Source organism: Paracoccus sp. (in: a-proteobacteria), from assembly GCF_047605025.1.
Lineage (GTDB): Bacteria > Pseudomonadota > Alphaproteobacteria > Rhodobacterales > Rhodobacteraceae > Paracoccus.
In genome coordinates this window covers 87,379-113,871 of sequence record NZ_JASGGO010000011.1, presented here as the reverse complement: position 1 = coordinate 113,871, position 26,493 = coordinate 87,379, and the positions used below count along the sequence as shown (strand labels likewise).

The window sequence follows — 26,493 nt, the reverse complement described above, 5'->3', positions numbered from 1 at the left end:
TGGAGAAGGGCAAGGGCCTCAAGCTGGTCCCCAAGGTCATCCATGACCGCGTGGAACTGGTCTTGCCCCTGATCGAGCCTCGCAAGAAAGGAACCCGCAAATGAACGCCCAATCTCCCAACGTCGCCCTGCGGGCTGCCCTCTACCTGCGCGTCTCGACTGCCCGTCAGGCCTGCGCAACCCGAACCGCGTCGAACCCCTCAACCTCGCCCGCGAGGGCGTTGCGGTTCAACACGCGGGCGATCTGGTTGAGATTGCCACCGATGCGGCCAAGCTCACGGATCAGCGCCGGGTCGGCCTTTGGCACCGGCTTGCGGCGGCGGGCATCGGTCAGGCCAAGCGCCTCGCGCAGCAAGATGGCAGACGGCACACCGGCCAGCGCGGCCTGATCCCGCAGCCGGGCCTTCTCGGCGGTGGTGCAGCGGAAAACAAAGGTTTCCGAGCGGACTTCTTTGGCGCGGGCTTTGCCCGTGGCGGTGGGGTTCGAAGGGGAGGCTTGCCACCCCTCGCAAGGCTCCCGGTCAGAAGCGCCAGCGTATGACAGGGGTCGCCTTGCTCTTTCCTCAGAGCACATGACGGTCATCCGCTTTGCGCTGGCTTTCTTGGTATTGACTGCCCAATCTGGAAAGCTGTTCCTTCCATAGCGGGCTGTCCTTTCTGGCGGGCCAAAGGTTTGGCAGCAGGAATCCAGCTTTTCCGCCCGTGACATTGGGCGTCATCCAGCGCTCGATATGTGGCAGGCCGAAGTCTTCGAGACGTTCATTCCACATTTTCATGGGAAAGGACTTCAAAGCGACAAAGGCTGGCTCCCCGAGAGCCGCCCCCTGCGCCTTGCCGGATGGCCTTTCATCCGGAAATGACGGCATGGTGGCAGGTGTCGCATTCGCGCGCGCCTTCTTTTCTTTTATCTCATTTCTATAGAAAGCTCCGCGTTTTTGCGGGGTATTGCCGGGCAGATTTGCGGAATAATCGCCGCAGATTTGCGGGGTATCTTGTTCCGCAGATTTGCCGGGTGCTCGCCGCCGCGCTTGCGCAGCCTGCCATGCCTGCGCGGACATCGAATAATGGGTCGGACGTGACCAACGGCCACGTTTGACGCTTAGAAGGCCCGACTGCTCGATGCAGGCCACAGCGCGGCTTACTGTGTCGGCACTGCATCCCAAACTCGACGCAAGGGTGTTATCGTCAACATGGCATGTGCCATCTGCCCAGTTCAGGCGATGAACGATCAGGTGGATTAGAAGCCGAAACGCCTTGTCGCTAAGTCCGGCTTGCTCGGCTGCAAGCTCGATGACCTGCAGGCGCAGCTGTGCAAATCTGTAATTGGACATGCCGCCTCCGCGCGGCGTGACGCGAAGCGTCCGCCGGCTATCGGGGATCAAAATTTGGGAAGTTCGATCAGTGTGCGTTTGCCGGATATGTCACGACCCGGTTCGCCTCGATCCATGCATTGAGGTCCGCGCCGTGATATTTCACGCGGCGCCCCATTTTCAGATAATTCGGCCCGACACGCCTGTGACGCCATTGCGCCCGCTTGCCGCGCGGTGCGATCAGATCAAGTTCCGTATCCGCGTCGTCATAGATGCGTTCGCTTTCGAAGACTTCCGCTGCCATGCCTTCACCTCTCTATGCGTGTAGAAGTTTGCATAGAGCTCACGGAGTTCTCGCGGGGCCTGCAAGTTTTTAACCCATCCAAACTCGGTCAACACAAGCGGGTGCTGAGTTTGGTTGGTTGGATTTTCCTTTAACATCAATTTTTAGCGGTGCAGGTTGGAATCGTCGTCGGGGGTCTTGCGCGCCTTCGCCGCGTAATGGTGCAAGGTCGCATCGATCTCCAGCGCGCGGTAAACGCCATCGAGGGCACGCATGAACGGGGCTTTTGGCAAACCCGTGACGTCATAACGCGCCGTACTGACCTCATATTGTGGGAAGGAAAGTACCGGATCGCCTGGGCGCATCTGAGCAACCGTAATCGGATACTCCGTATAGTGTTCGACGACTGCACGCAGCGCCAGCGCAACATCGTAGGCCCGCCTGTTCTCGCGCGGCCGATGACGTGCCGCCGATAGTTCGATCTGGCGCTTGTAATCTTTCAGATAGGCTATCGCTTGAACCTGAGTTTCTGCTTCTAGGGCGTCTTTGATGCGATAATTAGCCAACTCAGGTAAGCGCCTGCGTGGCATTGAAATCTTTGGCGGCCACTGTTCTTCGGTCAGGTGGATGAGGGATTCAAGATCTTCAATAACTTCCGTGAGAAGCTTCGCGCCCTGCTTACCCTTGGCCACCGGCAGCACATCCCCCTCGTGATCGCACAGGACCCTCGCGGCACGCCATTCCTCGCCGTACGAGAAAAAGGTTTCTCCCGGAGTATAATCGCTCGGAGCCAGCGCCGCGCTCAACGCCTCCTCGACGTCATACCGCTGGACTGCAAGTCGTCGCCAGTATTGAGCGAATGGTCCGTCATCGAGGCTAAGGACGTCGAACAGAGTCAGCTCGTCCGCAGCCGAGCGGTTTTCTGGCTTAGGCTTCGGACGAAGCAGCCGCCATGTCGGATGCCACATAGTCAGACCACCTTTCCATCAGCCCACGCTGCTTCTCGATCAAATCCGAACGCGCATAGGCCCGCTCTACCTCGTTGCCGACTTTGTGGCCGAGGCTCAGCTCGGCGACCTCGCGCGAGACGTTGCCCTCCTCTGATGCCCAATCCCGGAAGGCCGAGCGGAATCCGTGCACGGTCACGTTATCGATGCCCATCCGGCGCAGAAGCATCAGCATCGACATGTTGGACAGGGGCTTGTGCCGTTGTTGCCCCTCGAACACCGCTTTGGAGCGCAGCGCTTTGAGTGGCTCAAGAACGGCCAGCATCTGATTGGTCAGGGGCACACGGTGGACGGTATCGGTTTTGGTGCGCTCGTCCGGGATCACCCAGAGGCGGGCGTCAAAATCGAACTCCTCCCAAACCGCTTGCAGCACCTCGCTCGTGCGGCATCCCGTCAGGCAGGTGAACATCAGCGCCTTCGACGCCATGCCGCTCTGATCGGCCAATTTGGCGTAGAAGGCGGGCACCTCGCGCCAATCCATCGCGTCATGGTGTTTGACCTTGGCCTTCACGCGCGGCAGCACGCGGGCGTTCTGCACGATAGCGACTGGATTTTCGCCTTCACGGTAGCCATGTGAGTGCGCAACATCGAGGACGGCTTTGATCCGCTGCGCCACGCGCCGCGCCGTTTCATGCTTGGTGGTCCAGATCGGTGAAAGGATCTGCATCACCTCGCGCTGACCGATATCCGAGACAGGCATCCGCCCGATCTTTGGGAAGGCATAGTCTTCGAGTGTGTTGATCCACTGCTGGCCGTGCTTGGGGTTCTTCCATGTCGGCATACGCTCAACATGGACCTGCCGCGCGATATCCTCGAAGCAGGGGATTTCCTGTTCGCGGTGAAACTTGGGATTCAGCCCTTGTCGCGCCATACGCTGATGCTCAAGCGCCCGATCCCGCGCTGTGGTCAGCGTGACGACATTCGCGCCGTCAAGGCCGAAGTCGGTGCGCAGCGGTTTGCCCTCGCGGTTGCGTTGCCCTCTTACAGTCACAGGCACAATCCAGCGCCTGGCACCCGAGGGATCAACAACAAGATAGAGGCCGCCGCCATCGCAGTGCCTGCCGGGGCCGAGCGTGCGAACAAGGTTCTTCGTCAGTTTTCCTGAAGCGTAGCCCATAGTTCGTACCACCGTTCATACCACAAAATGAACAGAGCCGGGCGCAATCGAAGCGAAACGAATGGAAACAGCGAACGCAAATCAGCGCATAAGTTCAGTGGCTTATACGCTAGGATGCGATGATTCGCAGGTCAACAAAAATGACAAATGACAAATGGCGGAGAGGGTGGGATTCGAACCCACGGAACCCGTGAAGGCTCAACGGTTTTCGAGACCGCCCCGTTCGACCACTCCGGCACCTCTCCGCGCTTTTTGGGTGGTGGCGGGGATTTAGACGGGCCGGGGTTGAAGCGCAAGGGGCTTTGCGTGAAAAAGCATCGAAAGTTTCGGATCGTCCCAATCCTGGCGGGTGGGGCGTCCGGGTCGCGAAGCGCAAGGGGATGCGAATGCCGTTCTTGATCGGGCCTCTGGCCCATGCCGGGCTGCGCGGGTTGCTGGTGCCCGAGGCTCGGCCCGCGCCGCCGCTAAGCGGGCGCCTGCTGGGCGGGGCCGGGGCCGGGGTGCTGCGCGACGGCTTTCCGATGCTGGCGCCGGGAAGCGAGGCGTTGCCCCTGTGGCAAGCCGATTGGACAGATGAACTGCGCCGCTATGCCGAAATCTTCGACCTGCATCCCGTCATGATCGATGGATGCGAGATCCTGGGCCTGGCCTTGGCGGCGACCGCTTCCGCGCAGCCCTGGCAGCCCGACCTGGCCATCGCCATGGCGCGCCACCTACTGACCTTGCCGCAGCATCCCGCGCAGATCCGGCAGCGCCTGCCTCAGATCGCGACATGGATCTCGGCCCGGCTGCGCGCGGCGCGGGATACGGCCGGCCTGCCCGGTCTTGGTCCCGAAGGTGCCGCGCGCTGGCGGCCGATCGCCCGGACCGAACCTTACGCCGGCTATTTCTCGGTCGAGGAAATCACGCTGCGTCACCGCCGCTATCGGGGTGGCTGGACCCCGGACGTGCTGCGCGCGGTCTTCGTCTCGGGCGATGCGACGGTGGTGCTGCCCTGGGACCCCCAGCGTGACCGGGTGCTGCTGATCGACCAGTTTCGCGCCGCCCCGGCTGCTCGGGACGACCGCCAGCCCTGGATATATGAGACCGTCGCGGGCCGCGTCGACGCGGACGAGACGCCCGAGCAGGCGGCGCGGCGCGAGGCGAGGGAAGAGGCCGGCCTGACCATCAGCCGGCTGATCCCCGGACCGCACCACTATCCCAGCCCCGGCGCGGTTGCCGAATTCCTATACCTTTACGTCGGCATCGCCGACCTGCCCGACGGGACGGCGGGTCTGGGCGGCCTTGACAGCGAGGACGAGGATATTCGCAGCCATGTGATCGCGCGCGAGGAGCTGACGCGGATGGCGCTCTCGGGTCAGATTCGCAACGGACCGCTTCTGAGCCTGGCGCTGTGGCTTGAACTCTCACAAGAAAAGATTCGTATGGAACTTGCGCTGGAAAGGAACGGTTTGATCCCCTGACCGGGCACCGGCCGGGGTTGCCGCCATCCGGCGCCCCCGTGTAGACCGGAGAGGATCCATTCGCGAAAGGCCACGCCCATGCGCATCTGCCCCGACCTTGCCTCTGCCATCGGAAACACGCCGCTGATCCGGCTCAAGCGCGCCTCTGAAGAGACCGGCTGCGAGATCCTGGGCAAGGCCGAGTTCATGAATCCCGGCCAGTCGGTCAAGGACCGGGCCGCGCTATATATCATCCGGGACGCGGTGGCGCGGGGCGCGCTGAAGCCCGGCGGCACCATCGTCGAGGGCACGGCGGGCAATACCGGGATCGGGCTGGCGCTGGTCGGGGCCTCGATGGGATTTCGCAGCGTGATCGTCATCCCCGAGACGCAGAGCCAGGAAAAGAAGGACATGCTGCGTCTGGCCGGGGCCGAACTGGTCGAGGTGCCGGCCGCGCCCTACAAGAATCCGAACAATTACGTCCGCTATTCCGGTCGCCTGGCCGAGGCGCTGGCCCGGACCGAGCCCAATGGCGCGATCTGGGCGAACCAGTTCGACAATGTGGCGAACCGCCAGGCCCATGTCGAGACCACCGGCCCCGAGATCTGGGAGCAGACCGGCGGCAAGGTGGACGGCTTCATCTGCGCGGTCGGCTCGGGCGGGACGCTGGCGGGCGTGGCCGAGGCGCTGCAACCCAAGGGCGTCAAGATCGGCCTGGCCGACCCCGAGGGCGCGGCGCTTTACAGCTTCTATACCGAAGGGACCTTCGACAGCCCCGGCTCGTCCATCACCGAAGGCATCGGCCAGGGCCGGATCACCGCGAACCTGGACGGCTTCACCCCCGATTTCGCCTATCGTATCCCGGATGCCGAGGCGCTGCCGGTGATCTTCGACCTGCTGGAGCATGAGGGGCTTTGCCTGGGCGGATCCTCGGGGGTCAATGTCGCCGGGGCGATCCGCATGGCGCGCGAACTGGGGCCTGGCCATACCATCGTCACCGTGCTTTGCGATTACGGCACGCGCTACCAGACCAAGCTTTTCAACCCGGAATTCCTGCGCGCCAAAGGTCTGCCGGTGCCGGCATGGATGGTGCGCAAGGCGGCCGAACTGCCCGAAGCCTACGAGGATTAAACGACCCGGATGTCACGCCTTACTGCCCTGATCGCGGCGTTTTTCGTCGTCCTGTCCCTGGCCTTCGCCGCGCCGGTCGCGGCCCAGGACCCTCAGGCCCCGAATTACGATTCCTGGACCAAGCTGGCCCAGCAGGCCGAGCAGATCCTGCAATCGAACGAGGCGAACGATGCCCGCCTGCAATCCATCCGCGAGCAGGTGGTCCGATGGCGCGACCAGTTCGAGGAGGCCGAGGGGACCAACAGCACCCGCATCGCGACGCTGAAGGACCAGATCGCGGCCCTTCCCACGGCTCTGCCCGACGGGCAGACCGAAAGCCAGGACATCGCCGACCGGCGCAAGGCGCTGAACGAGGAACTGTCCCAGGTCCAGGCGCCGGGGCTTCAGGCGGTCGAGGCATTCGGCCGCGCCGATGGCATCGTCCAGCAGATCGACCTGACCCTGCGGCAGCGCCAGACCTATGCGCTGATCCGCAAGACGCCGACGCCGCTGAACCCCGCGAACTGGGCGTCCGCTTTGGGCGAGGCGGCGGATGTGGGGGTCAATGTCTGGCACGAGGTGCGCGACCATTGGCGCGAATACGGCACCGGGCCTGACGCGGCCTCGCGTATTCTGGTGACGCTGGGGATCATCCTGGCGGGGATGCTGCTGCTGTCGCAGGGCCGGCGATGGGTCGATGGCATGCCGGGGCGGCTGTCGGCACGCGCCAGCGAGCGTTCCCGCGCGGCGCTGGTCTTCGGTGTCTCGCTGGGCCAGATCGCCATTCCCTTCATCGGCATCATGCTGGGGGTCGCCGCGCTGGTCGCGACCGATCTGTTCAGTAGCTGGGGCAGGCCGCTTCTGCTTTCGATCCCGCGGGCGGGGCTGTGCTTCTTTGGCGGGTTGTGGCTGACGCGGCGGGTTTTTCCTGGCACGGGTCCGGTATCCTCGCCGTTGCCGCTGACGCAAGTGCTGGCCGATCAGGCCGCCTTCCGCGCCAAGATGCTGGCGCTGGCGCTGGCGCTGCATCAGTTCTTCGCCCGCAGCGTGCTGCCGCTTTCGGGCTTTCATGCCCAGTCCTCGGCGCTGACCGACCCCCTTCCCGAGCCTTTGTCCGAGGCATCGGCGGGGGTCTGGCATTTCCCGATCATCCTGCTGGGCGCCTTCTTCCTGTTCCGATTGTGCAGCATCCTGCGCAGGCTGCGCCCCTCCGATGTCTCGGAGGCACCCGATTACCGCGTCCGCGTCGTGAGCTTCCTGGGAGGGGTCGGACGGCTGATCGCGCTGGCCGCGCCCATCGCGGCGGCGGGGGGGTATGTGACGCTGGCGAACGCGGTGCTCTGGGCCTATGTGCTGACGCTTGCGCTGGTCGGGTTGCTGATCGTCTTGCAGGATTTCATCGGCGATTTCTACGCCATGGCCAAGGGGGGCGATCAATCCGCGCGGGACGCGCTGATGCCGGTGCTGATCGGCTTTGCGCTGGTCGTGATGGCGCTGCCGCTGTTCGTGCTGATCTGGGGCGCGCGCGCCAGCGATCTGGTCGAGGCATGGAGCCGGGCGCAGCAGGGCTTCAGCCTGGGCGGCGTCACGCTGTCGCCGATGGCGGCCCTGACCTTCATCATCGTCTTCGCCCTTGGCTATTTCCTGACCAACTTCATCCAGGGCGCGCTGCGCAGCTCGATCCTGCCCAAGACGCGGATGGATGTGGGCGGCCAAAGCGCCGTCGCTTCGATGATCGGCTATGTGGGGATCGCGCTGGCGGCGGTCTTCGCGATCACGGCGGCGGGGATCAACCTTACCTCGCTTGCCTTCGTCGCCGGTGCCCTCTCGGTCGGCATCGGTTTCGGCATGCAGCAGGTCGTCTCGAACTTCGTCTCGGGGATCATCCTTCTGGTCGAGCGGCCGATCGCGGTCGGCGACTGGATCGAGGTCGGCGGTCAGCAGGGCATCGTCAAGAAGATGGCGGTGCGCGCGACGCAGATCCAGACCTTCGACCGCAATGACATCATCGTGCCGAACTCGAACCTGATCACGCAGCCGGTGACGAACTGGACGCGGGGCAGCCTGTCGGGGCGCATCATCGTGCCGCTGACAGTGGGCGTCACCGCCGACAGCCGCGAGGTGACGCGCATCCTCAAGGAGGTCGCCGAGGATCAGCCGACCGTGATGATCAGCCCCGCGCCGGTGGTATTCCTGCGCAACATCACCCCCACCGGATTGAATTTCGAACTGCGCGCCGTGGTCTCGGACATCAATGGCAGCACCGGCGTCGTCTCGGAGATCAACCACCAGATCCTGAAGCGCATGGCCGAGGCGGGGATCGGTCTGCCCGGCAGCGCCCGCGGGGCAAGCGATGTCTATCTGCACCGGGTCGATGACGCCCCCGCCGGTCCGCCCGCCAAGCCGCTCGCCGAGACCGCCGAACAGGAGGAACCCGCCTCGGGCACCGTCACCGTCGGGCCGGACGGGCCGGAGGGCACGCCCAGGGCCTGACGGACCCTCTGGCCTGATCCCGGCCTAGCCGCGCAGGCGGGTGCGCGGCTCCTGCTCGGGGATGCCTTCCTGCGACATCAGGATGGCGGCGGGGCGCAGCCAGTGGAACTGCGCGCAGACGATCATGATCGCGACCATGATCGGCACGGCAAGGAAGGTTCCGGCGATGCCCCAGACCGCGCCCCAGAAGGCCAGCGACAGCACGATCCCGAACGACGACAGACGCAGGGTCTGGCCCAGCAGCATCGGGTCCAGCACGTTGCCGATCAGGAAGTGGACGCCGGTGATGATGCCGCCCACGACCAGCGTGGTCGCGGGATCGCCGGTCTGCGCCAGTGCCACGGCCACCGCGATCACCGTCGCGATGATCGAACCCAGCGTCGGGATGAAGTTCAGGATGAAGGTCAGCATCGCTACCGCCCCGGCAAGCTCCAGCCCGCCGATGCGGAATATCATCCAGATCAGCGCGGCGGTGACGGCGCTGATCCCGGCCTTGACCACCAGATAGCGGTTTACCCGGCGCATGATGCTGTGGACGATAGCCAGCACCTCGGCCGCGCGCTCGGGGTCGCCGGTCAGCTTCTCGATCTTGATCGGAAACCACAGCCGTTCCGAGAACATGAAACCCACGAAGGTCAGCGTCAGCACCGTTCCCGAGATCAGGTTGGTCGTTTGTCCCGCGGCCGAGCGCAGCCAGCCCGCGAAATCGATATTGCCCAAGAAGGTGGTGATCGATTCCTGCACCTTCGGTCCCCATCGTTGGCTCAGGCTCGACAGCACCGCCTGCGCCCGGTCGGCATAGGCGATCGAGGTCGAGACGACCTCGTTCAACTGCGCGACGATGGTTGTCGCCGCCCAAAGCGATCCGATGGCGATGGCGATCAGCGCCAGCGTGGTTGCCAGCCAATTGGGCACCTTGAGCCGCGCAAAGGCAGAGATCGCATCGCTGGTCAGGGAAAAGATGATGATGGCGAAGGCAAGGCAGATCAGCATGAACCGGGCCTGGACCAACAGGAACAGAATCAGCGCGAAGGCGATGACGCCCAGAAAGCCGGTTTGCAGCCGCTCGCTCAGCGGATTACGCGACTCCAATCGACTTCCTCGCGCGGTTCGGGGCAGGGCGGGGCGGCGCCAGGCCGCCGCGCCCTGCCGGGATCAGGTTTCAGGCTCATCCTCGCCATTCTCGGCGATGCGGGCAACAGAAACCACCGTCTCGCCCGCGCCGGTGTTGAAGACGCGCACGCCCCCGGCGGAGCGCGAGCGGAAGCTGATGCCCTCGACCGGCACCCGGATCGACTGGCCGGTCGAGGTGGCCAGCATGATCTGGTCGTCGCGCTCGACCGGGAAGGACGCGACCAGTGGGCCGCCGCGCATCGCCTTGTCCATGGCGGTGACGCCCTGGCCGCCGCGCCCGCGCAGCGGATAGTCGAAGCTGGAACTGATCTTGCCCGAGCCCTTGGCGGTGATGGTCAGGATCAGATCCTCGGCCGCCGACATCTCGGCATAGCGTTCCTGGCTGATCGCGGCCTCGGCCCCGGCGGCATCCTCGTCCTCGTCGGCCTCGGCGCCGTCGTCCAGCGCCCCCTCGACGGCGCGGCGCATCTTCAGATAGGCGGCGCGCTCGTCCGAGTCGGTCTCGAAATGGCGGATGACGGACATGCCGACCACGCGGTCGCCCTGGTTCACCAGACGGATGCCGCGCACGCCGGTCGAATCGCGGCCCTTGAAGATCCGCACATCCGTCGTCTGGAAGCGGATCGCCCGGCCCGAGGCGGTGATCAGCATCACATCGTCGCTTTCGGTCGCCAGCCGCACCCCGATCAGTTCCACCCCCTCGGGCAGCTTCATCGCGATCTTGCCGTTCGACTTGATGTTGGTGAAGTCCGACAGCGCGTTGCGGCGCACATCGCCCTCGGATGTGGCGAAGACGACCTGGTAATCGTCCCAATCCTTTTCGGGGGCGTCCATGGGCAGCAGCGCCGCGATCGAGACGCCCTGCTGGATCGGCAGGATGTTGATGATGGCCTTGCCCTTGGCCGTCCGCCCGCCCAGCGGCAGGCGCCAGGTCTTCAGCCGATAGACCATGCCGTCCGTGGTGAAGAACAGCAGTTCCGTGTGGGTGTTGGCGACGAACAGCGTCGTCACCACATCGTCTTCCTTGGTGGCCATGCTGGACAGGCCCTTGCCGCCGCGCCGCTGGCTGCGGAACTCGGCCAGCGCGGTGCGCTTGATATAGCCGCCCGAGGTGATGGTGACGACCATATCCTCGCGCTCGATCAGGTCCTCGTCGTCCATGTCGCCGGCCCAGTCCGAAATCTCGGTGCGGCGGGGGACGGCGAACAGGGCGCGGATCTCGGCCAGTTCGGCCGAGATGATGCCCATGATCCGCTCGCGCGAGGCCAGGATCGCCAGAAGCTCGCGGATCGACTCGGCCAGGGATTTCAACTCGTCGGTGACTTCCTGCACGCCAAGCTGGGTCAGCCGTTGCAGGCGCAGTTCCAGGATGGCGCGGGCCTGGGTTTCGGACAGGTTATAGGTGCCGTCCTCGTTGACCGGGTGCAGCGGGTCGTCGATCAGGCGCAGGTATTCGACGATCTCATGCGCGGGCCAGCGCCGTTCCATCAGCCGCGCCCGCGCCTCGGCGGCATCGGCCGAACTGCGGATGGTCGCCACCACCTCATCGACGTTCGAGACGGCGACGGCCAGGCCGCACAGCACATGCGCGCGTTCGCGGGCCTTGCGCAACTCATAGGCGGTGCGGCGGGCGACGACCTCCTCGCGGAAGGTCAGGAAATGGGTCAGGAAGTCGCGCAGCGTCAGCTGTTCGGGGCGGCCGCCGTTCAGCGCCAGCATGTTGCAGCCGAAGCTGGTCTGCATGGGGGTAAAGCGGAAAAGCTGGTTCAGCACCACCTCGGCCGTCGCGTCGCGTTTCAGTTCCACCACCACGCGGACGCCCACGCGGTCGGATTCGTCCTGCACATGGGCGATGCCCTCGATCCGCTTTTCCTTGGCAAGCTCGGCGATCTTCTCGATCAGCGTGGCCTTGTTCACCTGATAGGGGATCTCGTCCAGCACGATCAACTGGCGCCCGTTGCGGCCTTCCTCGATCCGGGTCTTGGCGCGGATGATGACGCTGCCGCGCCCTTCCAGATAGGCTTTGCGCGCGCCCGAGCGGCCCAGGATGATGCCGCCGGTCGGAAAGTCGGGGCCGGGCACGATCTCCAGCAGCCGCTCGGTCGGCAGGTCGGGGTTCTCGATCAGGGCCAGGGTCGCGTCGATCACCTCGCCCAGGTTGTGGGGGGGGATGTTCGTCGCCATGCCGACGGCGATGCCGCCCGCGCCATTGACCAGCATGTTCGGGAAACGCGCGGGCAGGACGGTCGGCTCGCGGTCCTTGCCGTCGTAGTTGTCCTGAAACTCGACCGTATCCTTTTCGATGTCGGCCAGCAGATAGGCCGAGGGCTTGTCCATCCGCACCTCGGTATAGCGCATCGCCGCCGCGCTATCACCGTCCATGGACCCGAAATTGCCCTGGCCGTCCAGCAGCGGCAGCGACATGGAAAAGTCCTGCGCCATCCGCACCAGCGCGTCATAGATCGCCGCGTCGCCATGCGGGTGGTATTTCCCCATCACGTCGCCCACCGGCCGCGCCGATTTGCGATAGGGCTTGTCATGGGTGTTTCCGGTCTCGTGCATGGCGAACAGGATGCGCCGATGCACCGGCTTCAGCCCGTCGCGCAGGTCCGGGATCGCCCGGCTGACGATGACCGACATGGCATAGTCCAGATAGGACGAACGCATCTCGTGCGCGATGTCGATCACCGGGCCGTCATGGGCCATCACCGCGCGGGCCGCGCCGCCGTTCTCGGTTCCGTCATCGTCGTTTTCGGGGGTGTCAGCCACGGGGTTCGCCTCAACATCTTGTTGAGATGCGGTCTATCCCATACCAGCCGGGGGTGCAATCTTTAGGGGCCGAAAAGCCCCCGCCGCGCCCGTTTTCAGGCTGGTTTCAGGCCCTGCCCATGACCCGCGCGCGCCCCCGCGCCGAGGCCGCCCAAAGCGCCACCAGAACCGCCGAGCAGATCGCGTTCCAGCCCGCCATGGAAATTCCCATCAGCGACCAGACCACCGCGTCACAGCGCACCACCGGCGCCGCCTGGATCGCCGCCATAAGGTCCTGCGTCGACATCGAGGCCATCCCCGAGACCCCGCCCGAGCAATGCTGCGGCCCGGCCCAGATCTTCATCTCGACCCCGGCGTGATAGACGGCGAAGCCGAAGGCCGCGGCGGCCGCCAGCAGCCCCATCACCGCCAGCCAGCGCCGCCAGCCCAGGACGGCGATCAGGCCGCCCAGGATCGCGGCGGCGAGATGCGGCCAGCGTTGCAGGATGCAAAGCTCGCAAGGGGCATAGCCCATGGCCTGAAAGGACAGGGCCGCCGCCAGCAGCAGCCCCGAGCCGGCCCCGGCCAATACACCCAAACGCTTGTATGTCATCTGCATCATGGGCTTGGGTTAGGCCCGGCGACAAGGCGCGGCAAATGTCTTTTGCGTGATCCTAATGCGGCTTCCAGCGGATCACCCGCCACACATAGATCGCCACCACCGCCAGGATCACCAGCTTGGACAGCGGATCGACGTAATCGGCGACGCGGGCATAGTTCTCGTGCAGGATCAGGCCGGCGCAGGTCAGGACGCTGGTCCAGATCGCCGAGCCGAGCACGGTGAAGGCCAGGAATTTCCAGAAGGGCAGGTCCGACAGCCCCGCCGGGACCGAGATCAGCGTGCGGATCGCCGGGATCATCCGGCCGAAGAACACCGCCGCCGCGCCATGGCGGTTGAACCAGGTCCGCGCATTGTCGATATCCGAGGGCGAAAGCGTCAGGAGCCGCCCGTGCCGCGCCGCGATCCGCTTCAGCCGCGCTTCGCCGAAGGCGCGCCCGATCCAATACCAGATCATCGTCCCCAGGACCGAGCCGGCCGTGCCGATCAGGATGGTCAGCCACAGCGACAGATCGCCCCGCGCCGCCAGAAAGCCCGCCAGGGGCATGATCACCTCGGAGGGGATCGGCGGAAAGACATGCTCGGCCACCATCAGCAGGAACACCCCCAGATAGCCCCAGCTTTCGATTGTCGAGACCACCCAGTCGAACATTGCCAACCCTTCCCACTTTAACCGTATCGCAGCCGGACCTTGCTGGACAGCGGGTGGGGAACTGTCAACCCCGCGACATAGTTGCAGCCTGACGGATTTCGGACCATTCTGCTTGCAGTTTGGTTCTTCGCGAGGGTGGCTTCATGGAATGGCGCGGCAGGCGAGGCAGTCGCAACGTCGAGGATCGGCGCGGCATGGGACGGGCCGGGGCGGGGGGCGTGGGCGTCGTCGGCATGCTGGCGATCCTGGCGGTCGGGTATTTCTTCGGCATCGACATATCGCCCATCGTGGGCGCGCTGGATGGCGGCGGCCAGTCGGGCCAGAGCCGCGAACTGAGCCAGACCCAGAAGGACAGCGGGCAGTTCGTCTCGGTCGTGCTGGCCGATACCGAAGAAGTCTGGCGCCGGGTCCTGCCCGATCAGACGGGGGTGGCTTACGTCGACCCGAAGCTGGTGATGTTTTCGGGCGCGGTGCAATCGGCCTGCGGCGGGGCGCAATCGGCGATGGGGCCGTTCTATTGCCCGAACGACCAGAAGATCTATCTGGACACGGATTTCTTCGCCACCATGCAGCGGCAGATGGGGGCGGGGGGCGATTTCGCCTATGCCTATGTGATCGCGCATGAGGTCGGCCACCACGTCCAGAACGTTCTGGGCATCCTGGGCCAGACCATGCAGGCACGCCAGCGGACAAGCGAGGTGATGGCCAACCGCATCTCGGTCGCGACCGAGCTTCAGGCGGATTGCTTTGCCGGCGTCTGGGCGCGCCATGCCAGCCAGCAGTTCAACAGCATCGACGACCAGGACATCGCCGAGGCGATCAACGCCGCCGCCGCCGTGGGCGACGACACGCTGATGAAGAAGGCGGGCCGGGCGCCGATGCCCGATGCCTTCACCCATGGCTCATCGGCGGACCGCCAGACCTGGTTCAAGCGCGGCTTTGCCTCGGGCGAACTGGGGCAATGCGACACGTTCAAGGCGGCGGGGCTTTAGCCCCGGCAACCGGGTCGGGGCCAGATCAAGGCCAGATCAGGGGCGGGGCAGGTGCATGCCCCGGCCGCGCTCCAGCACCGCCCATTCCGGCCAAAGCCCGAAATGCTCCAGGCCGACCAGAAGCAGGCATAGCGCGACCACCGCCAGCACCAGCTTGACGCGGCCCGCGCTGGGCGGATTTTGCAGCCAGCGCCGCGCCCGGATCAGCCAGATGAGGTTGTTCATGTGCCCATTCCTTTGCTAGGGATCGCCGAAACGGAACTCCGCCTCGGGACCAAGTCTTGCCTCAGCACAGCGACAGCCGCATCCTGCCCTATACCGCCGACCAGATGTATGCGCTGGTGGCCGATGTCGAAAGCTATCCCGAGTTCCTGCCCTGGAACAGTGCCGCCCGCATCCGTGCGCGCCGCCCCGGACCGGCGCCCTGCTCGGAGGTGGTCGAGGCCGATCTGGTGATCAGCTTCAAGGTCTTTCGCGAACGCTTCGGCTCACGCGTGACGCTTTGGCCCGAGGCGCGGCGCATCGACACCGAATATCTGGACGGGCCGTTCAAATATCTGAAAAGCGGCTGGAGCTTCGCGGATATTCCCGGCACCGGCTGCAAGGTCGATTTCTTCGTCGATTTCGAGTTCCGCAACGCCATCCTGGGCAAGGTGATCGGCGTCGTCTTCGGCGAGGCCATGACCCGTATCGTCCGCGCCTTCGAGGAACGCGCCAAGATCCTTTACGGCCAGGGCTGAATTTTCCGGGAAGGGCTGGTTGTCGGTCGGGGCTAGGCGGTTCGCGCCGCTTCCCAGGCGGCATATTCCGCGGCCAGGGCGGCGCGGGCGCGGGTCTCGGCCTGGGGGGAAAGATCCGTGTCCTTGCGGGGCGATACATTCGCGCGGGGCAGTTCGATCCGCCTGTCCAGGCGCGCCTCCAGGAAGGCCAGCAGCGCCCCCATCGCCTCGTAGCGGAAGACGTGCTCGACGGCGGGCCTGCCTTCGGCGTCCAGCAAGAACTCGCTTTGCCGCCCCAGCCTCGCATGGGCCGGGCGCCGGCCCTGCGCGAGGTAATCGGTCAGGAACCGCTCGAAGCTGATGGCGGCGGTGCTGTTCGGGCGCCCGATCAACTCGTCGCGGGCGCGGAAACGATACCAGCTTCGCAGCCAGTCCAGCGGCTCGCGCAGAACCGCCACGCTTTCGAAGGGCGGCCCGCCCAGCGGCGCCAGCAGCGGCTTGATCCGGTTCATGTATTGGCGCTGGTTCAGATGCTTGATCTCGGGGCGCGAGCGGAAGACGATCTCGGCCTGGGGCGCGAGCGCCTGTTCCAGCGCCGTGGTCCCGGTCTTGGGGACCGAGAGCAGGACGAGGCGTGGGCGAAGAAAGATCAGCATGTCATTCCGGGCGGTCGGGCTTGGCAACGGCTTAGCCCGGCGCGGTGGCGTGGTTCAACCGGAAATGGAGGGGCCGGGCCGGACGAGGTATGCGGAACCGCCGCAGGCCCGAGGCGCGCGGGGGGCGAGTGCTGGGCCGGCGGCGGCGTTTTTTGGGTATTTGGGAAACGAAGAGGGCGCGCGGGCGCGGCTTTCCCTGGGCGGCGGGGGGTCCGGTCCCATGACGGGGCCGGGCGGTGACGGGGCTGCGCGCGGGCCGGGGCTAGGCTTGGCCGGCTTCGAGCGCGTCCTCGAAGGTGCGCAGGCCGGTCGTCGGGGACTGGACCAGGACCGCCATGTTGCCGGGCTTGTGCTGGTTGCGATACATCTTCATATGCGCGGCCGGGATTTCGGCCCAGGGGAAGACCTCGGACATGCAGGGGTCGATGCGGCGTTCCAGCATCAGCCTGTTCGCCGCCGCCGCTTGTTTCAGATGCGCGAAATGGCTGCCTTGCAGGCGCTTCTGGTGCATCCACATGTAGCGCACGTCGAAGGTGCAGTTGAAGCCCGTCGTGCCGGCGCAGATCACCACCATGCCGCCCTTTTTGCAGACCAGGGTGGAAACGGGAAAGGTCGCCTCGCCGGGATGTTCGAAGACGATGTCCACGTTGTTGCCCTTGCCGGTGATGTCCCAGATCGCCTTGCCGAAGCGGCGTGCCTCGGCGAACCATTCCTTGTATTCGGGCGTGTTCACCTTGGGTAGTTGCCCCCAGCATTTGAAGTCCTTGCGGTTGATGACCCCCTTGGCGCCCAGGGACATGACGAAATCGCGCTTGTCCTCTTCGGAGATGACGCCGATCGCATTGCCGCCCGCCGCGTTGATCAACTGGATCGCGAAGGACCCCAGCCCGCCCGAGGCGCCCCAGACCAGCACGTTCATGCCCGGCTTCAGCTCATGCGGCTCGTGCCCGAAAAGCATGCGGTAGGCGGTGGCCAGCGTCAGCGTGTAGCAGGCCGATTCCTCCCATGTCAGGTGCCGGGGGCGTTTCATCAACTGCTGGGCCTGGACGCGGGTGAACTGGGCGAAGCTGCCGTCCGGGGTCTCGTAGCCCCAGATGCGCTGGCTGGGCGAGAACATCGGATCGCCGCCGTTGCATTCCTCGTCATTGCCGTCGTCCTGGTTGCAGTGGATGACGACCTGATCGCCGACCTTCCAGTTCTTGACCCTGTCGCCGACCGCCCAGACGATCCCCGAGGCGTCCGAACCGGCGATGTGATATTCCGCGCCATGGCCGTCGAAGGGGCTGATCGGCACGCCGAGACCCGCCCAGATGCCGTTGTAGTTCACGCCGGCCGCCATCACCATCACCAGGACCTCGTTGCTGTCGATGGCCGGGGTATCCACCACCTCGACCTGCATGGCCTTGTCCGGCTCGCCGTGCCGTTCGCGACGGATCGCCCAAGCATACATCTGCTTGGGGACATGGCCCAGGGGCGGCATCTCGCCGATCTCGTAAAGATCCTTTTCCGGCGCGTCATAGGGCGCGATCTGGGTCGGTGCGTCGAGGGGCATCTGCGTCTCCTGCCTTGCCGCGCCGCAGAATCAGCGCGAAGTGATCGGCTATGGTTAGCATGGAAGAGTAACATTGCAATCAGTTTAACGTCGTATACGCAACAATATGTCTCGCCTTGTGGGGTGCTCCGCCGCCGCCTAGCCGCGGCGCAGAATAAAGGCGCTCAATTTGGAGGAATCGGAGGTTTTCCCCCGGTTCGCCTTCGCCTATGCTCGGGGTGTTTAAGATTGCCGAGGTTTCATCATGCCTTCCCTTTTTCGGGGCGCCGCGCCGCTTCGTCCGGGCCATCTGCCCATCGAGACGGTCCGCGCCATCGCCATCATTCTTTTGGTCAGCTTCCACGTCATCGGCGGTGCCGAGCAGCAGCGCGGGTTGGGCGTCTCATATCCGCATCCGCTGCGCTATTATGCCGATCTGCTGGTCGACCTGCGCATGCCGCTTTTCGCCTTCGTGGCGGGCGTGGTCTATGGGCTGAAGCCGGTCCAGCCCGAGAAGCTGGGTGCCTTCCTGAAGGGCAAGCTGCGCCGCCTGGCCCTGCCGGGTATTACGGCCATCACCGTCTTCATGCTGATGGCGCGCGCCATGGGCGCGCCCGACGGGCAGATCCTAAGCCATCCCTGGGATGCCTATCTGCGGCATTACACCATCTTCTGGTTCCTTCAGGTGATGCTGGTCATCTTCGCGACCTATGGCACGCTGGACGTGCTGACGCGGGGGCGCGTGCTGATGCCGGTGCTGGCGCTGTCGCTTCTGGCCGTGGCCATGGGCTGGGGTTTTGAAAGCGACATCATGGCACTGAACCGGATCACGCATCTTCTGGCCTATTTCCTGCTGGGCCTGGCCTTCATCCGGCATCTGGACTGGATCGGCGCCCATCGCGGCGCGGTGGCGCTGAGCGGGCTGGCGATGCTGGGCCTGGGCCTGGCGATGAACCTGCACATCCTGCACCAGACCGGGGCGTTCTCGGACCAGCGGCTGGACCTGCAAAGCCTGCTTTTCGGCGCGGGGGCGGCCATCGCGGGCTTTCTGCTGCTGCCTCGCCTGAGCTGGCTGCAATGGCTGGGGGCCTATTCGCTGACGATCTATCTTTACCATATCCTTGCGACCTCGATGTCGCGGCGGGTGCTGGAAAAGCTAGGGATCGAATCGCCCTGGCTGCTGGTCCTGGGCGGGACCGCGCTGGGGATAGGCCTGCCGGTCCTGCTGCATCTGCTGAGCAGCCGCTTCGCCCTGACCCGGCTGCTGGTGCTGGGCCTGCGCGACAAGTCCGCGCCGCGCCAAGGCGCCGCGGTCCCGGCCTAGCCCGCGACCGGCTTCAGGTGGCGCGTCAGGAACCGCGCCATGTCGCCCAGCACTTCCGCGCCGCCGAAGGCGCGGGTGCCGTGCCCTTCGGATTTCAGCAGCTTGAAATCGATCTCGGTCCTGGGGTCGACGCGGCGCCAGGCTCGGCGCAGATGCTCGGCCTGGCCCGCCGAGACGATGCTGTCCATCAGCCCGTGCCGGATCATCAGCGGCGGTAGCGCCAGGCCATCGGCCATCGCGTCCAGCCGGCCCACCGGCCCCATGGCGCTCGCCTCGTGCCGGCGCGCGCCCACGGCATAGCCGATCAGCAGCGATTCCACGCTTTGCGGCGAATCGGCCGGTGGGCGCTTGACCGGCATCCCCAGCCGCGCCATGTCGGCATCCATGCTGCCGAAATCCATCGGACCGTAGAAATCGACCACGGCGGCGGGGGCCTTGCCCTTTTGCACCATGCTCAGCGCGGCCGAGACCGCCAGGAAGGCGCCCGCCGAACGGCCCCCCAGCGCCAGCCGCCCCGGCACCAGCCCCAGTTCGCCCGCGCGCGATTGCAGGAAATGCGCGGCGGCCAGCACGTCCTCGTGCTGGGCGGGCCAGCGCGCCTGGTTCGACAGGCGGTAATTCATCCGCGCCACCGCGATCCCCGCCGCCAGCACCGGGGCGGGCACCGCCAGCTGGCGCTTGTCCCCGGACAGAAAGCCGCCGCCGTGGATGTCCAGCAGCACCGGAAAGGGACCGCGCCCCTCGGGCCGGTGGATGTCCAGCCGGTTGCGGGGCGAGGTGTCGTCATAGGCCAGTTCGGCCAGGTCGGAAGCCTTGCTTCCCTGGCCCAGGGCCGGCGTGGCCAGGGCGCTTGCCAGACCCGCAAGCGCGCCGCGGCGGGTGATCATGCCTGTCTCCTGCCTGTCGTTCGCTCGTTGCGGCCAAGCTAGCATTCCGATCCCCGCCGCGACAGCGGTGCGGCACGCGCGAGGGCCCGCAACCCTGCAAATCCCCTGTTTCCGCTGAAAACAAAGGCACAGGGCGCCCGGAATTTCTGCATCGCGGCGAATTGACGCCGCAGCAATGTTACGCTACCCATTGCACTGTAGTAATAAAGTTGCGAGGCACGGTCGTGGCGCAGAAAGACAAACCCTGGCTTTTTCGGACCTATGCGGGGCATTCCACTGCGGCAAAGTCGAATGAACTCTATCGCACGAATCTGGCAAAGGGCCAGACCGGCCTGTCGGTGGCCTTCGACCTGCCCACCCAGACTGGCTATGACAGCGACCACATCCTGGCGCGGGGCGAGGTGGGCAAGGTCGGCGTGCCCGTCAGCCATCTGGGCGACATGCGCGCGCTTTTTCAGCAGATCCCGCTGGAACAGATGAACACCTCGATGACGATCAACGCGACGGCGCCCTGGCTTTTGGCGCTGTATATCGCCGTGGCCGAGGAGCAGGGCGCCGACATCCGCCTGCTGCAAGGCACGGTGCAGAACGACATCATCAAGGAATACCTGTCGCGCGGCACCTATATCTGCCCGCCCAGGCCCTCGTTGAAGATGATCACCGATGTCGCGGCCTATACGGCCAAGCACCTGCCGAAATGGAACCCGATGAATGTCTGTTCCTATCACCTGCAAGAGGCCGGCGCGACGCCGGAACAGGAACTGGCCTATGCGCTGGCCACCGGCATCGCGGTGCTGGACGACCTGAAGGGCAAGGTCGAGCCGGCGGATTTCCCCAGCATGGTCGGGCGGATCAGCTTTTTCGTGAACGCGGGCATTCGTTTCGTGACCGAGCTGTGCAAGATGCGCGCCTTCACCGAGCTTTGGGACGAGATCTGCCGGGACCGCTACGGCATCGAGGATGAGAAGTTCCGCCGCTTCCGCTATGGCGTGCAGGTGAACAGCCTTGGCCTGACCGAGCAGCAGCCGGAAAACAACGTCTATCGCATCCTCCTGGAAATGCTGGCGGTCACGCTGTCCAGGAATGCCCGCGCCCGCGCCGTGCAGCTTCCGGCCTGGAACGAGGCTCTGGGCCTGCCGCGTCCCTGGGACCAGCAATGGTCCCTGCGGATGCAGCAGATCGTCGCCTATGAAACCGACCTTCTGGAATATGGCGACCTTTTCGACGGCAACCCCGTCATCGCCGCCAAGGTCGAGGAACTCAAGGCCGGCGCCCGCGCCGAACTCGATACGCTGGATCAGATGGGCGGCGCCATCGCCTGCATCGAATACATGAAATCCCGGCTTGTGGAATCCAACGCCGCCCGCCTGAACCGTATCGAGGCGAATGAAACCGTGGTGGTGGGCGTCAACCGCTGGCAGCAGGGCGAACCCTCGCCGCTGACGGCCGGGGATGGCGGCATCATGGTCGTCGATCCGGCGGTCGAACAGGAACAGATCGCCCGGCTCGGCGCCTGGCGCCAGGCCCGCGACGCGGCCGCCGTCCAGACCGCGCTGGCCGCGCTGCGCGAGGCGGCGCGCCAGGGGCGCAACGTGATGCCCTTTTCCATCGCTGCCGCCAAGGCCGGCGTCACGACCGGCGAATGGGCGCGGGTCATGCGCGAGGTCCATGGCGAATATCGCGGCCCCACCGGCGTCTCGCAAAGCCCCTCGAACCGGACCGAAGGGCTGGAGCCGATCCGCGAGGCGGTGGACGCCGCCAGCCAGCGCCTGGGCCGCCGGCTGAAATTCCTGGTCGGCAAGCCCGGCCTCGACGGCCATTCGAACGGCGCCGAGCAGATCGCCTTCCGCGCCCGCGACTGCGGCATGGACATCACCTATGAGGGCATCCGCCTGACGCCCCAGCAGATCGTCGCCCGCGCCGCCGAGGAGAACGCCCATATCGTCGGCCTCTCGATCCTCTCCGGCAGCCACCTGCCGCTGATCGAGGATCTGATGGAGCGCATGACCGCCGCCGGCCTGGCCCATGTGCCCGTCGTCGTCGGCGGCATCATCCCCGACGACGACGCCGCCCGGCTGCGGGCGATGGGCGTGGCGCGGGTCTATACGCCCAAGGATTTCGAACTGAACCGGATCATGCTGGACATTGTGGCGCTGGTCTCGCCCCAGGAGGCCGCCGCTTGATCCGGTGGCAGGCGCCTCGGGGGTATTTGGGAAACGAAGAAGGGCTGCCGCCTCCGCCAAAGGCGCTTCTTCGTTTTTCAAATACCCAATCCGGCGGTGCCGTCAGTCCCGAAGCAGCAGCAGGAGCGCGGCGATGGTGGCGAAAACTCCGGGCAGCAGGGCGCCGCCGGGCGTCCGGCCGGTCAACGCGCCTTCCAGCAGGATCACCCAGAGCGGCGTCAGATAGGTATAGGCCATGACCTTCGAGGCGGGCAGGCGCATGGCGGCATATTGCACCAGCAGCGTCGTCAGGGCGCTGGCGAAGACCGCGACATAGATCAGCGTGATCCAGACGATGGCCGGCAGATGCGCCCAATCCGTGTGCCAGATCGCCTGCCAGTCCCAGACCAGCAGCACCAGCGTTCCCGCGCAAAGCGTGGCCAGGGTCGAGGCGAGCGGGGTCTCGCCCCGGTTCAGGCGGCGGACCATCGGCGTGTAAAGCGCATGCGCCACGCAGCCGACCAGATAGATCGCCTCGCCCCGGCCCAGTTCCAGCCGCAGCAGGGCTCCGATGTCGCCGCGAAAGATCACCCACAGCGCGCCGGCCGCGCCCAGAAGCAGCGCCGCCGCGATGCGAGGGGTCATGCGCTGGCGTAGCAGCAGCCAGCCGAAGCCGGCCGAGATCAGAGGGGTCAGCGTGAAGACCGCAGCCGCCGAAACCGGGGCCGCGGTCTTCAATCCCTTGAACATCAGCACGAAATAGGCGGCGAAAAGGCCGCCCAGCACAAGATAGCGCCAGGGCGCGCGGAAGCTGCCGCGCCGGATGCCCGGCCCCGCCACCGCCACCCCGGCCACCACCCCCGCCGCGATGGCGAAGCGCGCGGCCGAGATCGCCGCCGGGTCGATCAGGTTCGCGGCCCGCGCGCCCAGCGAAAATGAGCCGGAGATGGCCAGAGGGAACAGCGACATGGCGGCATGGCCGTGCAGCGCTTCGCGCCTCCGGTCTTCGGGAGAGGCTGCGGGGGAGGCGGCGGCCTTGGCGCTCACGTTCGGCCCAGCATGTAGAACTCATCGTTGGGGCGGATGTCGCCGGCATTCACCAGCCGGTTCGACATGCCGAAGAAGGCGGCGATGGCGCCGATGTCCCATATCTCGTCCTGGGCGAAGCCGGCATCGCGCAGGGTCCTGTGATCTTGCTCGTCGATGTGCTGTGCCCGCAGCGCCACCTTTTCGGCATAGGTCAGCATCGCCCTTTCGCGCACCGAAAGATCTGCCTTGCGCCAGTTCACCGCCACCTGGTCGGCGATCAGCGGATGCCTGGCGCGGATGCGCAGGATCGCGCCATGCGCCACGACGCAATACTGGCACTGGTTCGCCCCCGAGGTGGCGACGACGATCATCTCGCGCTCGGCCTTGGTCAGCCCGCCCTCGCGCTCCATCAGCGCGTCGTGATAAGCGAAGAAGGCACGGAATTCGTCCGGCCGGTGCGCCAGCGCCAGGAAGATGTTCGGCACGAAGCCCGATTTCTCGGCGACTTTTCGGATATGGGCGGCGATGTCGGGGGGCATCTCGTCCAGGGACGGGACGGGGAAGCGGCTGATCGGATGGGTCATGGGTCCTCCTTCGCGCAGCTTTCGCCAAAGCGGGGGCGGGGTCAATCGGGCGGGCGCAGTTGACTCGGGCGCCGTTTCGGCCTATCCACCCCCGGATTCCCGGAAGGACCGTCCTTCCGGTCCCCTGCGTCAGCCGGGGATCGCCCCCCGTCAGCGCGTTGCGCCCACGGGGGCGTTACCGCTTATGCCGCCCTCATTCGGGCGGGTCCAGAACCGAACGGCAACCATCAGGAGGGCCGCCGATGTTTGAAAACCTGTCCGACCGCCTTGGCGGCGTCTTCGACCGGCTGACCAAGCAGGGCGCGCTGTCCGAGGATGATGTCGCTGCCGCCATGCGCGAGGTGCGCGTGGCCCTGCTTGAGGCCGACGTGTCTTTGCCCGTGGCGCGCGGCTTCGTCAAATCCGTGACCGGCAAGGCCACGGGTGCGGCGGTCACGAAATCCGTCACCCCCGGCCAGCAGGTCGTCAAGATCGTCCATGACGAGCTGATCAAGGTCTTGCAGGGCGAGGGCGCGCCGGATGCGCTGCGCATCGACAACCCTCCGGCGCCGATCCTGATGGTGGGCCTGCAAGGCTCGGGCAAGACCACGACCACGGCGAAGCTGGCCAAGCGCCTGAAGGACCGCGAGAAGAAGCGCGTGCTGATGGCGTCCTTGGACACCAACCGCCCGGCGGCCATGGAGCAGCTTGCGATCCTGGGCCAGCAGATCGGTGTCGACACCCTGCCCATCGTGCCGGGCGAGAACGCGGTCCAGATCGCGAAGCGCGCCAGGCAGCAGGCCACCCTGGGCGGCTATGACATCTATATGCTCGACACCGCCGGTCGGCTGCATATCGACCAGGTGCTGATGGACGAGGTTCAGGCCGTCCGCGACGTGGCCAACCCGCGCGAGACGCTGCTGGTCGTCGATGGCCTGACCGGCCAGGACGCGGTGAACGTCGCGACCGAGTTCGACGGCAAGGTCGGCATCTCGGGCGTGGTGCTGACGCGGATGGATGGCGACGGGCGCGGCGGTGCGGCGCTGTCGATGCGCGCTGTCACCGGCAAGCCGATCCGCTTCGTCGGCCTGGGCGAGAAGATGGACGCGATCGAGGTCTTCGACGCGCAGCGGATCGCGGGCCGCATCCTTGGCATGGGCGATATCGTCGCGCTGGTCGAAAAGGCCCAGGAGGTGCTGGAGGTCGAGCAGGCCGAGCGCATGATGAAGCGGTTCCAGAAGGGCCTCTTCAACATGAACGACCTGAAGAGCCAGCTTGAGCAGATGATGAAGATGGGCGGCATGCAGTCCATCATGGGCATGATGCCCGGCATGGGCAAGATGGCCAAGCAGGCCGAGGCTGCGGGCTTCGACGACAAGGCGATCAAGCGCCAGATCGCGCTGATCAACTCGATGACGAAAAAGGAACGCGCCAATCCCGACCTGTTGCAGGCCAGCCGCAAAAGGCGCATCGCCGCCGGCGCCGGCATGGAGGTGGCCGAGTTGAACAAGCTTCTGAAGATGCAGAAGCAGATGGCCGACACGATGAAGAAGCTGGGCAAGATGGGCAAGGGCGGCATGCTGAAACAGGCCATGCGCGCGATGACCGGCAAGGGCGGCGGGCTGCCCGACATGGCCAATGTCGATCCCGCCCAGATGGCCGAGGCGACCAAGATGCTGCAAGATCCCAAGGGTCTTGGCGGCCAGCTTGGCGGGCTGAACCTGCCCGGCGGGCTTTCGGGCCTGTTCGGGAAGAAGTGATGACGATGGCTCCGTCCCCGGCGCTGTTCAGCGTCTCCGTGCCGGTGACCCGCACGGAGCGGTTGATCCTGCGCGAGCCGAGGGCCGGCGATCTGGATGCGGTGGCCGAGTTCCTGGCCTCGCCCCGCGCGACATTCGTGGGTGGGCCGATGACCCGGTTCGAGTCCTGGCGCAATATCCTGATGGTCTGCGGGCATTGGATCATTCGCGGCCATGGCTACTGGACCATCGAAGAGGCCGCGACCGGCTGCGTTGTCGGCCGTATCGGGGTTCACAATCACGAAGAAAAATGGCCCGAGCCCGAACTGGGCTGGCAGATCTTCGACGGGTTCGAGGGGCTGGGTTACGCGCATGAGGCCGCCCTTGCTGCCCGCGCGCAGGCCGCCCGCATGGGGCTTGGCGCGCTGATCTCGCTGATCGCGCCGGACAATGCGCGCTCGCGCCGGCTGGCCGAGCGTATGGGCGCCTCGGTCGAGCGGGAAATCGATCTTCTGGGCAAGCATGTGCTCATGTATCGCCACCCGATGGAGGCCCTCGCATGAGAGATGCCCCGTGCATGCGCGGTGCATGCCCTGTGTCTGGGCCGTGCATCGCCACTTTCTTGAAAATCAATTGCCTGGAGTTTTCCGCGTGAGTGATGACGCCAACCGCGCCGCGCGGCTTCTGAAAGAGCATCGCGCCAGCATCGACCGGCTGGACGCGATCCTGGTCTATACGCTGGCCGAACGCTTCAAGCACACCCAGAATGTCGGCCGCCTCAAGGCCGAACACGACCTTCCTCCGTCCGATCCCGCCCGCGAGGCGAGTCAGATCGAGCGGCTGGAACGCCTCGCGCGCGAGGCCGATCTCGACCCGGAATTCGCGCGCAAATTCCTGAATTTCGTGATCGCCGAAGTGATCAGGCATCACGAGACCTTTCAATCCTAGGGGCATTCCCCCAAGCCATTTCCAAGGAG

25 protein-coding genes and 1 tRNA gene are annotated in these 26,493 nt (G+C 65.6%); 10 read left to right on the top strand and 16 right to left on the bottom strand.

Annotated features, from left to right (window positions below):
* Positions 1-165 precede the first annotated feature (165 nt).
* The 6 genes from QM682_RS08565 to QM682_RS08540 form a co-directional block, all read right to left on the bottom strand.
* On the bottom strand, positions 166-573 hold the full coding sequence (locus tag QM682_RS08565; protein WP_415128733.1) for a plasmid mobilization protein: 408 nt from the start codon (positions 571-573) through the stop codon (positions 166-168).
* A complete protein-coding gene (locus QM682_RS08560) occupies positions 563-1,330 on the bottom strand; it encodes a helix-turn-helix domain-containing protein (RefSeq protein WP_415128731.1) in 768 nt (255 codons plus the stop codon). Before QM682_RS08560 ends, QM682_RS08565 begins: the two co-directional genes overlap by 11 nt.
* Positions 1,331-1,397: 67 nt before the next feature.
* Positions 1,398-1,613: a MerR family transcriptional regulator gene (locus QM682_RS08555; RefSeq protein ID WP_415128730.1), complete on the bottom strand. Its 216-nt coding sequence runs from the start codon at positions 1,611-1,613 to the stop codon at positions 1,398-1,400.
* A 143-nt stretch (positions 1,614-1,756) separates the two neighbouring features.
* Positions 1,757-2,560, bottom strand: a complete 804-nt coding sequence (locus tag QM682_RS08550) for a hypothetical protein (protein WP_415128728.1) — start codon at positions 2,558-2,560, stop codon at positions 1,757-1,759.
* Positions 2,520-3,716 (bottom strand): tyrosine-type recombinase/integrase, encoded by a 1,197-nt coding sequence (locus QM682_RS08545; RefSeq protein ID WP_415128726.1) that lies wholly within the window; start codon positions 3,714-3,716, stop codon positions 2,520-2,522. Before QM682_RS08545 ends, QM682_RS08550 begins: the two co-directional genes overlap by 41 nt.
* Positions 3,717-3,871: 155 nt before the next feature.
* Positions 3,872-3,961, bottom strand: a tRNA-Ser gene (locus tag QM682_RS08540).
* Positions 3,962-4,102: 141 nt separating this feature from the next.
* On the opposite strand from QM682_RS08540, the gene QM682_RS08535 reads away from it, so the two are divergent.
* The 3 genes from QM682_RS08535 (at position 4,103) to QM682_RS08525 (ending at position 8,761) form a co-directional block, all read left to right on the top strand.
* Positions 4,103-5,179, top strand: a complete 1,077-nt coding sequence (locus QM682_RS08535; protein WP_415128724.1) for an NUDIX domain-containing protein — start codon at positions 4,103-4,105, stop codon at positions 5,177-5,179.
* A gap of 78 nt (positions 5,180-5,257) precedes the next feature.
* Entirely contained in the window at positions 5,258-6,289 is a 1,032-nt protein-coding gene (locus tag QM682_RS08530; RefSeq protein WP_415128722.1) for a cysteine synthase A, read from the top strand.
* 9 nt (positions 6,290-6,298) lie between these two features.
* A complete protein-coding gene (locus QM682_RS08525) occupies positions 6,299-8,761 on the top strand; it encodes a DUF3772 domain-containing protein (protein ID WP_415128720.1) in 2,463 nt (820 codons plus the stop codon).
* 24 nt (positions 8,762-8,785) lie between these two features.
* On the opposite strand, the gene QM682_RS08520 is transcribed toward QM682_RS08525, so the two are convergent.
* From QM682_RS08520 to QM682_RS08505, 4 genes are all read right to left on the bottom strand, one after another.
* Entirely contained in the window at positions 8,786-9,853 is a 1,068-nt protein-coding gene (locus QM682_RS08520; protein WP_415128718.1) for an AI-2E family transporter, read from the bottom strand.
* Positions 9,854-9,916: 63 nt separating this feature from the next.
* Positions 9,917-12,664: a DNA gyrase subunit A gene (gyrA, locus tag QM682_RS08515; RefSeq protein WP_415128716.1), complete on the bottom strand. Its 2,748-nt coding sequence runs from the start codon at positions 12,662-12,664 to the stop codon at positions 9,917-9,919.
* 106 nt (positions 12,665-12,770) lie between these two features.
* Complete coding sequence (locus QM682_RS08510) at positions 12,771-13,256, bottom strand: disulfide bond formation protein B (protein ID WP_415128714.1); 486 nt, start codon at positions 13,254-13,256, stop codon at positions 12,771-12,773.
* A 61-nt stretch (positions 13,257-13,317) separates the two neighbouring features.
* A complete protein-coding gene (locus tag QM682_RS08505; protein WP_415128712.1) occupies positions 13,318-13,914 on the bottom strand; it encodes a DedA family protein in 597 nt (198 codons plus the stop codon).
* Positions 13,915-14,057: 143 nt separating this feature from the next.
* Between QM682_RS08505 and QM682_RS08500 the strand changes: the two genes are divergently transcribed.
* Complete coding sequence (locus tag QM682_RS08500; RefSeq protein WP_415128710.1) at positions 14,058-14,906, top strand: neutral zinc metallopeptidase; 849 nt, start codon at positions 14,058-14,060, stop codon at positions 14,904-14,906.
* A gap of 36 nt (positions 14,907-14,942) precedes the next feature.
* Here QM682_RS08500 and QM682_RS08495 read toward each other — a convergent pair whose 3' ends face one another.
* A complete protein-coding gene (locus tag QM682_RS08495) occupies positions 14,943-15,131 on the bottom strand; it encodes a hypothetical protein (RefSeq protein ID WP_415128708.1) in 189 nt (62 codons plus the stop codon).
* A gap of 56 nt (positions 15,132-15,187) precedes the next feature.
* Between QM682_RS08495 and QM682_RS08490 the strand changes: the two genes are divergently transcribed.
* The gene (locus tag QM682_RS08490; RefSeq protein WP_415128706.1) at positions 15,188-15,646 is read left to right on the top strand and encodes a type II toxin-antitoxin system RatA family toxin; all 459 of its coding nucleotides are present in this window, start codon (positions 15,188-15,190) and stop codon (positions 15,644-15,646) included.
* Positions 15,647-15,678: 32 nt separating this feature from the next.
* On the opposite strand, the gene QM682_RS08485 is transcribed toward QM682_RS08490, so the two are convergent.
* Together QM682_RS08485 and ccrA are read right to left on the bottom strand one after the other, a co-directional pair.
* Positions 15,679-16,281, bottom strand: coding sequence for a gamma-glutamyl kinase (locus tag QM682_RS08485; RefSeq protein WP_415128704.1), 603 nt, complete (start codon positions 16,279-16,281; stop codon positions 15,679-15,681).
* A 262-nt stretch (positions 16,282-16,543) separates the two neighbouring features.
* A complete protein-coding gene (gene ccrA, locus QM682_RS08480; protein ID WP_415128702.1) occupies positions 16,544-17,833 on the bottom strand; it encodes a crotonyl-CoA carboxylase/reductase in 1,290 nt (429 codons plus the stop codon).
* A 244-nt stretch (positions 17,834-18,077) separates the two neighbouring features.
* On the opposite strand from ccrA, the gene QM682_RS08475 reads away from it, so the two are divergent.
* Positions 18,078-19,136, top strand: a complete 1,059-nt coding sequence (locus QM682_RS08475) for an acyltransferase family protein (RefSeq protein WP_415128700.1) — start codon at positions 18,078-18,080, stop codon at positions 19,134-19,136.
* On the opposite strand, the gene QM682_RS08470 is transcribed toward QM682_RS08475, so the two are convergent.
* The gene (locus tag QM682_RS08470; protein ID WP_415128698.1) at positions 19,133-20,023 is read right to left on the bottom strand and encodes an alpha/beta hydrolase fold domain-containing protein; all 891 of its coding nucleotides are present in this window, start codon (positions 20,021-20,023) and stop codon (positions 19,133-19,135) included. The two genes, QM682_RS08475 and QM682_RS08470, sit on opposite strands and share 4 nt — an antisense overlap.
* A gap of 224 nt (positions 20,024-20,247) precedes the next feature.
* Between QM682_RS08470 and QM682_RS08465 the strand changes: the two genes are divergently transcribed.
* Positions 20,248-22,206, top strand: coding sequence for a methylmalonyl-CoA mutase family protein (locus tag QM682_RS08465; RefSeq protein ID WP_415128696.1), 1,959 nt, complete (start codon positions 20,248-20,250; stop codon positions 22,204-22,206).
* 102 nt (positions 22,207-22,308) lie between these two features.
* Here the strand turns inward: QM682_RS08465 and QM682_RS08460 are convergent, their stop codons facing one another.
* Together QM682_RS08460 and QM682_RS08455 are read right to left on the bottom strand one after the other, a co-directional pair.
* Complete coding sequence (locus QM682_RS08460; protein WP_415128747.1) at positions 22,309-23,154, bottom strand: DMT family transporter; 846 nt, start codon at positions 23,152-23,154, stop codon at positions 22,309-22,311.
* 74 nt (positions 23,155-23,228) lie between these two features.
* Positions 23,229-23,798: a peroxidase-related enzyme gene (locus QM682_RS08455; RefSeq protein WP_415128694.1), complete on the bottom strand. Its 570-nt coding sequence runs from the start codon at positions 23,796-23,798 to the stop codon at positions 23,229-23,231.
* 242 nt (positions 23,799-24,040) lie between these two features.
* Between QM682_RS08455 and ffh the strand changes: the two genes are divergently transcribed.
* From ffh to QM682_RS08440, 3 genes are all read left to right on the top strand, one after another.
* Positions 24,041-25,537, top strand: a complete 1,497-nt coding sequence (gene ffh / locus QM682_RS08450) for a signal recognition particle protein (RefSeq protein ID WP_415128692.1) — start codon at positions 24,041-24,043, stop codon at positions 25,535-25,537.
* Entirely contained in the window at positions 25,537-26,079 is a 543-nt protein-coding gene (locus tag QM682_RS08445) for a GNAT family N-acetyltransferase (RefSeq protein WP_415128690.1), read from the top strand. Before ffh ends, QM682_RS08445 begins: the two co-directional genes overlap by 1 nt.
* 88 nt (positions 26,080-26,167) lie before the next feature.
* Entirely contained in the window at positions 26,168-26,464 is a 297-nt protein-coding gene (locus QM682_RS08440) for a chorismate mutase (RefSeq protein WP_415128688.1), read from the top strand.
* Positions 26,465-26,493 lie beyond the last annotated feature (29 nt).